Annotated in this window: 9 protein-coding genes and 1 other RNA gene; 7 read left to right on the top strand and 3 right to left on the bottom strand. The window is 58.2% G+C overall.

Going from position 1 to position 6,847, the window contains the following annotated elements:
* Together ssrA and smpB are read right to left on the bottom strand one after the other, a co-directional pair.
* Nucleotides 1–355: a transfer-messenger RNA gene (ssrA, locus tag WBP53_RS01270) on the bottom strand.
* A gap of 330 nt (nt 356–685) precedes the next feature.
* Nucleotides 686–1,177 (bottom strand): SsrA-binding protein SmpB, encoded by a 492-nt coding sequence (gene smpB / locus WBP53_RS01265; RefSeq protein WP_423925140.1) that lies wholly within the window; start codon nt 1,175–1,177, stop codon nt 686–688.
* A gap of 116 nt (nt 1,178–1,293) precedes the next feature.
* Here smpB and WBP53_RS01260 point away from each other — a divergent pair, with 116 nt between their 5' ends.
* Nucleotides 1,294–1,725, top strand: coding sequence for a type II toxin-antitoxin system RatA family toxin (locus tag WBP53_RS01260; protein ID WP_423925138.1), 432 nt, complete (start codon nt 1,294–1,296; stop codon nt 1,723–1,725).
* The gene (locus WBP53_RS01255; protein ID WP_423925136.1) at nt 1,715–2,020 is read left to right on the top strand and encodes an RnfH family protein; all 306 of its coding nucleotides are present in this window, start codon (nt 1,715–1,717) and stop codon (nt 2,018–2,020) included. Before WBP53_RS01260 ends, WBP53_RS01255 begins: the two co-directional genes overlap by 11 nt.
* On the opposite strand, the gene WBP53_RS01250 is transcribed toward WBP53_RS01255, so the two are convergent.
* On the bottom strand, nt 2,017–2,424 hold the full coding sequence (locus WBP53_RS01250) for an outer membrane protein assembly factor BamE (protein ID WP_423925134.1): 408 nt from the start codon (nt 2,422–2,424) through the stop codon (nt 2,017–2,019). The genes WBP53_RS01255 and WBP53_RS01250 overlap by 4 nt on opposite strands.
* 95 nt (nt 2,425–2,519) lie before the next feature.
* Between WBP53_RS01250 and fur the strand changes: the two genes are divergently transcribed.
* The 5 genes from fur to WBP53_RS01225 all read left to right on the top strand — a co-directional run bounded on the left by fur (nt 2,520) and on the right by WBP53_RS01225 (nt 6,799).
* Nucleotides 2,520–2,927, top strand: coding sequence for a ferric iron uptake transcriptional regulator (gene fur, locus WBP53_RS01245; protein ID WP_423925132.1), 408 nt, complete (start codon nt 2,520–2,522; stop codon nt 2,925–2,927).
* A gap of 387 nt (nt 2,928–3,314) precedes the next feature.
* On the top strand, nt 3,315–4,130 hold the full coding sequence (locus tag WBP53_RS01240; protein WP_423925130.1) for a DUF2092 domain-containing protein: 816 nt from the start codon (nt 3,315–3,317) through the stop codon (nt 4,128–4,130).
* Nucleotides 4,127–4,672, top strand: coding sequence for a hypothetical protein (locus tag WBP53_RS01235; protein WP_423925128.1), 546 nt, complete (start codon nt 4,127–4,129; stop codon nt 4,670–4,672). Before WBP53_RS01240 ends, WBP53_RS01235 begins: the two co-directional genes overlap by 4 nt.
* Nucleotides 4,673–4,919: 247 nt before the next feature.
* Nucleotides 4,920–5,765, top strand: coding sequence for a peptidyl-prolyl cis-trans isomerase (locus tag WBP53_RS01230; RefSeq protein ID WP_423925126.1), 846 nt, complete (start codon nt 4,920–4,922; stop codon nt 5,763–5,765).
* Nucleotides 5,762–6,799 carry a HupE/UreJ family protein gene (locus WBP53_RS01225; RefSeq protein ID WP_423925124.1) on the top strand — a complete coding sequence of 346 codons (1,038 nt, stop codon included), beginning with the start codon at nt 5,762–5,764 and terminating at the stop codon, nt 6,797–6,799. The genes WBP53_RS01230 and WBP53_RS01225 overlap by 4 nt, the downstream gene beginning before the upstream one ends.
* The last annotated feature ends 48 nt before the right edge of the window (nt 6,800–6,847 follow it).

The raw sequence follows: 6,847 nt of genomic DNA, 5'->3' as shown, positions 1-6,847 counted from the left end.
TGGTGGAGGTGGCGGGAGTTGAACCCGCGTCCGAAGGCGATTGACGCCCAGTACTACATGCTTAGCTCACCGTTCGATCTCGTCTTCCGGCAGTACGATGTGCGAAACGCACCGGTCGACCAGTCTGAAAAGTTTCGCCATTCTTCCGACAGACGGCAGAATCAGGCTATCTCATGATAATGACGGTACATCCACGAGCATGAGCACAAGTGGGTTCCCGGCTTACGCCTTAAGCGGCGAGTGCGTAGTTGTCGTCGTTGGCAACTAAAAGTTTGCTACTGGATTAACGAGGAAAGTCGCCCCCTCGGCATGCACCAAGCTATCTCACTACCCCCGTCGAAGCCATGACACCCCCGGGGACTGGAATGCTAGCACGTGGCTGGCACGTTGATGATATTGGGTTGAGAGGATTCGGGTTCAAGGGGCTCGGGGGTGCCCATGCCGAGCCGAATCGAGCCTTGTTCAGGCAGGACGGCCGATGAAACCCGAGGGTGTCGAGACGTTGGGCATCGCATTCGCTCAGCCCAACCTGCGACGAGCGGCATTTCCCCGCACATCTGCAGGTTGGTGGTGAGCGCGAGCGAATCCCAACATAGCGGTATTGAGTGGATTCCAGAAATTGAAGCCTTCCTGTTCGCTGGATGAGGAAAGCATCTCCAACTCGCAGTTCCCGACGCTCGGCCCATCAAGTCCCCTTGTTGTGCGCCCGCATGGCACGCTGCTTGTCGCGTTGCCAATCCTTGTCTTTCAAGGTGTTGCGCTTGTCGTGCTCCTGCTTGCCGCGTGCGAGGCCGATTTCGATCTTGACCTTGTTGCCTTTCCAGTACATGGCCAGGGGCACGAGGGTATAGCCCTTGCGTTCGACAGCGCCGACCAGCTTGTCGATCTCGTTGCGATGCAGGAGCAGTTTTCGCGTGCGCCGGTCATCGGCGACCACATGGGTGGACGCCGATATCAGCGGCACAATGGATGCCCCAAACAGGAAAATCTCGTTGTTGCGCACGATGGCGTAGGCGTCGGTCAGGTTGGTCCGGCCGGCACGCAGGCTCTTGACCTCCCAGCCCTGCAGGGCCACGCCGGCCTCGTAGCGCTCGTCAATATGGTATTCGTGGCGTGCGCGTTTGTTCAGCGCAATCGTTCCACCGGATTTCTTGTCCTTGGCGTTTTGCTTGGTCATGCGGGTCGAAGGGATCCTTGGTGACGCTTCCTTAGTCTCGTCGGAGTATCTATATTGTGGGTCGCGCTGTGTGATGCAAGCGCGACCGGATTGGTCAGGTCGAAGCGGGTGAACTCTTGATACAGATACGTCGCAGTGCCCTGGTGCGGCAAACGCCTGCGGTCATGTTCGATCTCGTCAATGATGTCGAAGCATACCCGAGGCGATTTCCCTGGTGCGCAGGATCGGCCATCGTGGAGCGTGATGAGACGGCTTTGACGGCGCGTCTCGAGGTGCGGCTCGCGGGCATGACCCAGAGCTTCACAACCCGCAATACGCTTGAATCGCCAGATCGCATCCACATGCATCTTGTTGATGGCCCGTTTCGCACTCTGGAAGGTGAGTGGGGTTTCCTCGCACTCGGCGATGCTGGCTGCAAGATCTCGTTTGCCCTTGATTTCGACTACTCCGGCCGGTTCACGGCGCCTGCACTGCGTCTGGGGTTCCAAAACCTGGCGGATCGGATGGTGGATGATTTTGTTCGCGAGGCGCACCGTCTTGGCCAGTGAGCGGATCCGCATCGAAGTGGCCTATGCGACGCCCGACGTACAGTTTCTTCGTTCGTTGGAACTGAACGCGGAGTCGACCGTAGCCGACGCCATTGCCAAGTCAGGGGTGGAAAACGAATGCGAAATCAGGATTGAAGCGCTGACTGTCGGCATCTGGTCGAAGCCCGCGACATTACATACGTGTCTGCGTGATGGGGACCGGGTCGAAATCTACAGGCCGCTAAAAATCGATCCGATGGAGGCCCGCCGGCTACGCGCCAGGAATTCGAGGCGTCGAGGCGTCAATCGTTCCTAACCGCCGCTTGGGGGCTTCTTCTTGTCGTCTTCGCGCTTCTCGTCCGGATACTGGCGCTTGTACTTGCGCGCGTCCTTGATGAGGGAATTTGGGTCTTCCGGGAAGTAGTCGCCTTCGATCTTGGTCAAGGCGTCATTCTCGAAGTAAAGGATGAGGTCCTTGCTTTCCATCTTTCCGCGGCCACGCTTGATGCTGGAGACATAGTCCCAGCGATCCTGGTTGAACGGGCTGACAACCGACGGCGAACCCATGACTACCAGTACCTGACGCTTGGTCATGCCTGGCTTGAGAGTATCGACCTGCTCCTTGTTGAACAGATTGCCCTGCTGGATATCGAGCTTGTAGAAGATTCCGCAGCCGCTCAGCGTAAGGGCGGCGATCAAGGCGATTAGACGAAGCAGCATGCGATCGGACTCGGCGATGTCGAAACCCGGAATGATACACTAGGGCTGATTTTCGGAACGTAAAGCCGCAGCAATTGGCGGCGTGGAGGATGGCCATGGAATCGACTGATTTACGCAAGGCGGGGCTGAAAGTCACGCATCCGCGCATGCGCATCCTCGAAATCCTCGAGAACCTTGATGGCAAGCATGTCACCGCCGAGGATATCTATCGGCAATTACTCGACAATGACGACGATATCGGGCTGGCCACGGTCTACCGTGTGTTGACCCAGTTCGAGGCGGCTGGCCTGGTCCTCAAGCACAATTTCGAGGGCGGCCAGGCGGTTTATGAGCTGGATCGCGGTGAGCACCACGACCACATGATTGACGTGGAGACCGGCACGGTCATCGAATTCACCAGCGAAGAGATCGAGCGGCTTCAGCATGAAGTGGCGGCCAAGTACGGCTATCAGATCGAAGACCACAGCCTGGTCCTGTACGTACGCCCGCGAAAAAAGCGCTGAGCAGGGCCAGTGGTGCCTGAGGCTCGCCATCTGGCGGGTGACTGGACGCACTCCCCCTCGCAGCCAGGTGTGCCCGAGTATTGTTTTGCGGCCAGTTGTTCAGGTGCAATGTCGCCCATGCAGGGCCTGCAAACGTGTAGCCGGCCTGAACAGTCAGACAAGGGACGCTGGGGTTGGCTGCGCTGCAAGTGCGTGACAGGACTTGGTCAATCAGGACGGAATCATGGCCGATTCAGGGATGAACAGGGAGTATCTGCCGCTGGACGGGTTTGCGGGGAAGCTGGAATATCTTGTATGAAGCCAGCCAGTTCGCTGGAATTCGGTGGTTTACGTGGGCCCCACCGTTACAGCTTGCTCGTGGCTCACGAGTATCAGGAGAGTAGACACATGCGTGTTGAAAAACGATTCACCATGCTGGCGTTGGCGAGTGCGACGCTGGCATTCGGAATGCCAGTGATGGCGCAGGATTCCAAGCCAGCCACGACGTCGGCCAAAACGGAGGCGGCGTCGGACATCGACGCGGATGCCATTGAAGCCCTGAACAAGATGGGTGCCGCTCTGCGTGCCCTGAAGGAGTTTTCGATTGCTTCCTCCACCACGCAGGAAATTGTTCTGGAAACGGGTGAGAAGATCCAGCTCGACGGGTTCGTCGACTGGAAGGTCAGGCAGCCGAACGCCTTGTATGTGGATGTGCGGAGTGACCGCAAGAATCGCGAATTCTTTTATGACGGCAAGGATCTGACGATCTATTCGCCCATCTTGAAGTTTTACACCTCGATCGACAGCGTCAACGGCAATTTGCGTGACCTGGTGCTCAAGGCATCCAACGACTACGGCATAGAGTTGCCGCTTACTGACCTGTTCTTGTGGGGCACGGACGATGTGTCGGACGATCTGATCAAGTCAGCCATGGTTGTCGGTCCCGGGACCATCAACGACGACAAGGTCGATCACTACGCATTTCGTCAGGAAGGCGTGGATTGGCAAGTCTGGATTTCCCAAACGACAAGCTTGCCGGCTAAACTCGTCATCACGAGTCTCGATGATCCTGCTCGTCCACAGTACACAGCGCGCCTGAACTGGGATACCACCGCTACCTTCGAAGATTCGGCATTCAAGTTCGTTCCGCCGGAAGGGGCGCACAAGATCAGTTTCGAGCCTGACTCGATGGCTGCAGCCAGTGCGGAAGGAGAGGGATCATGAGCATGTCCAGAATGAACTATCGATCCTTGTTGTCGGTGTCACTTGCGGCGTCCTGTCTCGCCATTGGCATGGCGGCATCCGTTGCTGATGCCCGAGGAGGCGGTGGGCATCGAGGTGGCGGCGGCGGTGCCCGAGCGTCGGCACATACCAGCGTCAATCGACCCTCCGGAAACCGGGGTGGTGGCAACAACGTGAACAGCGGTAACCGGGTCAACAACTCGGGCAATCGTAACAACGTCAATATCAACAACAACAACGTTAATGTGAATAGAAACACCAACGTCAACGTTAACGTCAACAACAATCATGGTGGCTGGAACCACTACGACAATCACTATCATCCAGTGGCGAGGGGTGTTGCCATCGGTGCCACCGCGGCTGTCACGGCAGCAGTGATCGGCTCGATCGTCTATTCGGTTCCGCCGAGTTGCACCACGGTCATCGTCAACGGCATCAGCTACTCGCAATGCGGAAATACCTGGTACCAGCCAAGATACTCCGGCAGTTCGGTGCAATATGTCGTGGTCACTTCACCACGCTGATTGCGTTGGCACGGCAATCGCATGATGACTACCCGGGCTTGCGCATTCTTGGTGCGCAAGCCCGATTTCAATCTGCTTCGCGTGGCTGACGCCTGCGCACGGGACTCGTCAATGGGATCCTGAAAAAGGCATTGATTCGCTGCCTGCAATACGCAAGTGCTTCTGACAGACAGGAAAGCCCGGCGGTTCCGATATCTGCTCGTTAGCGGCTATCCTTTGCGCAACTCCCGTGAATCTCCGAGATCGCATGCGCCGACTGCTTCGTGAGCCCCTCGTACACTTCCTGATCCTTGGCGCGTTGTTATTCGTCTTGTACAACTCGCTTGACAAGGGGCCTGGTGCACCTGACGAGATCTTTGTTTCGCGCGGCCAGGTTGCCAGCTTGCAATCGCAGTTCAGCAAGGTCTGGCAGCGTGAGCCGAACGCAAGCGAGTTGCAGGCGCTGGTTGATTCGTGGGTGCGCGAGGAAGCTCTCTATAGGCAGGGGAAGGCGATGGGGCTGGATCAGGGCGATGCCGTGGTGCGTCGGCGCGTGGTACAGAAAGTCGAGTTCTTCGCAGAAGGTGCCACGCCCCAGGTGCCGACTGACGCAGAACTTCAGGAGTGGCTCGACAGCCACGCTGACACCTACCGGATAGAGCCTCGCTATTCCTTTGATCAGGTCTATTTCGATCCTTCTCGCCGCGGCACTCAGCTTCCTGCGGATGTGTCCGCTGCACACAAGGCGTTGTTGTCGGGTCAGGCTGTATCCGGTGACACGACGATGCTGCCGGCCAGTGTTGACGATATGTCTGCGTCGGAAATCGGTCGGGTCTTTGGCAATCGCTTCGTCGATGGACTGGCGAATCTCAAGCAAGATGAATGGAGTGAGCCGATCCGATCGGGCTTCGGATTGCATCTCGTCAGGATTGTCGGACTTGAACAGGATCGGGCGGCTACGCTGGCCGAGGTACGCCAAGCGGTTGAACGCGATCTGCTGCACGATCGCACGCAGAAAGGAAATGAGGCGTTCTATCAGAAGGTGCTGGAGAACTACACGGTTCGGGTCGAATCAACCGAGGAGGTAACTACTCCCGCGCCGAACACTCCATGAGGAAGCTGACGCCAATTGCGCCTTATTCACGCGCCATCGCGCCCTCCATCCTGAGCTGGATCAGCGCGCTGCTCCTTCTGTGCGCAACCTTTGCAGTCAGCGCCGATGTATTCCGGCCGGCCTATCTGGAGCTGCGTGAGTCCGGTCCTGATAGCTACGACGTGATGTGGAAAGTGCCAGCGCAGGGCGAAAGCAAGCTCGCAATCGAGGTGGCTTTCCCGGAGGGCACCGAGGAATTGTCTGCGCCGCATGGGCTGTTCAATGCCGGCGCCTATGTGGAGCGATGGAAGATCCGGCACGACGGCGGGCTGATCGGCCAAACCCTGCATATTGAGGGCATCGCTGCCGGCGTGACCGACGTGATCGTTCGCGTTGAACGACAGGATGGCACCAGCCAGGTCGAACAGTTGTCCCCGCAAGAGTCGGAATTCACCGTCAAGGCCGCGAGCGGAGTCGGTGACGTGGCATGGTCCTATCTGATTCTAGGCGTCGAACACATACTTGGCGGCATCGATCATTTGCTATTCGTGCTGGCATTGCTGCTGATCGTGCGCGGTGCCAAGCGCATTCTCCTCACCATCACCGCGTTCACCGTCGCCCATAGCATCACCCTGGTCCTTGCTACGCTGGGCTGGGTGCATGTGCCCGGTCCGCCGGTCGAGGCGATCATAGCCCTCAGCATCGTTTTCGTCGCCGCCGAGGTCGTGCATGGATTGCAGGGCAAACCGGGATTGACCGCTCGTGCTCCCTGGGTGGTTGCGTTCGCATTCGGCCTTCTGCACGGATTCGGCTTCGCCGGTGCCCTGGCTGAAGTCGGATTGCCGCAAACAGCGATTCCCGTGGCCTTGCTGATGTTCAACGTGGGTGTCGAGCTCGGCCAGCTCATATTCGTGGCTGCAGTGCTTGGTCTGGGAGCACTGCTTGCACGAGTTCCCCTGCGTTGGCCTCGATGGGCTGTCTACCTTCCGCCCTACGCTATCGGCATGGTCGCCATGTTCTGGACGATCGAGCGCATTGATTCCTTTTGGGGGTGATTGCGCCGTGGCCCTGGGTGCTCAGGTCAGACGGGCGGCGCCCACAAC

The sequence above is a fragment of the Dokdonella sp. genome (assembly GCF_049593775.1).
In the GTDB taxonomy this organism is placed as follows: Bacteria; Pseudomonadota; Gammaproteobacteria; order Xanthomonadales; family Rhodanobacteraceae; genus Dokdonella.
This window is presented reverse-complemented; position numbering and strand designations above follow the sequence as displayed.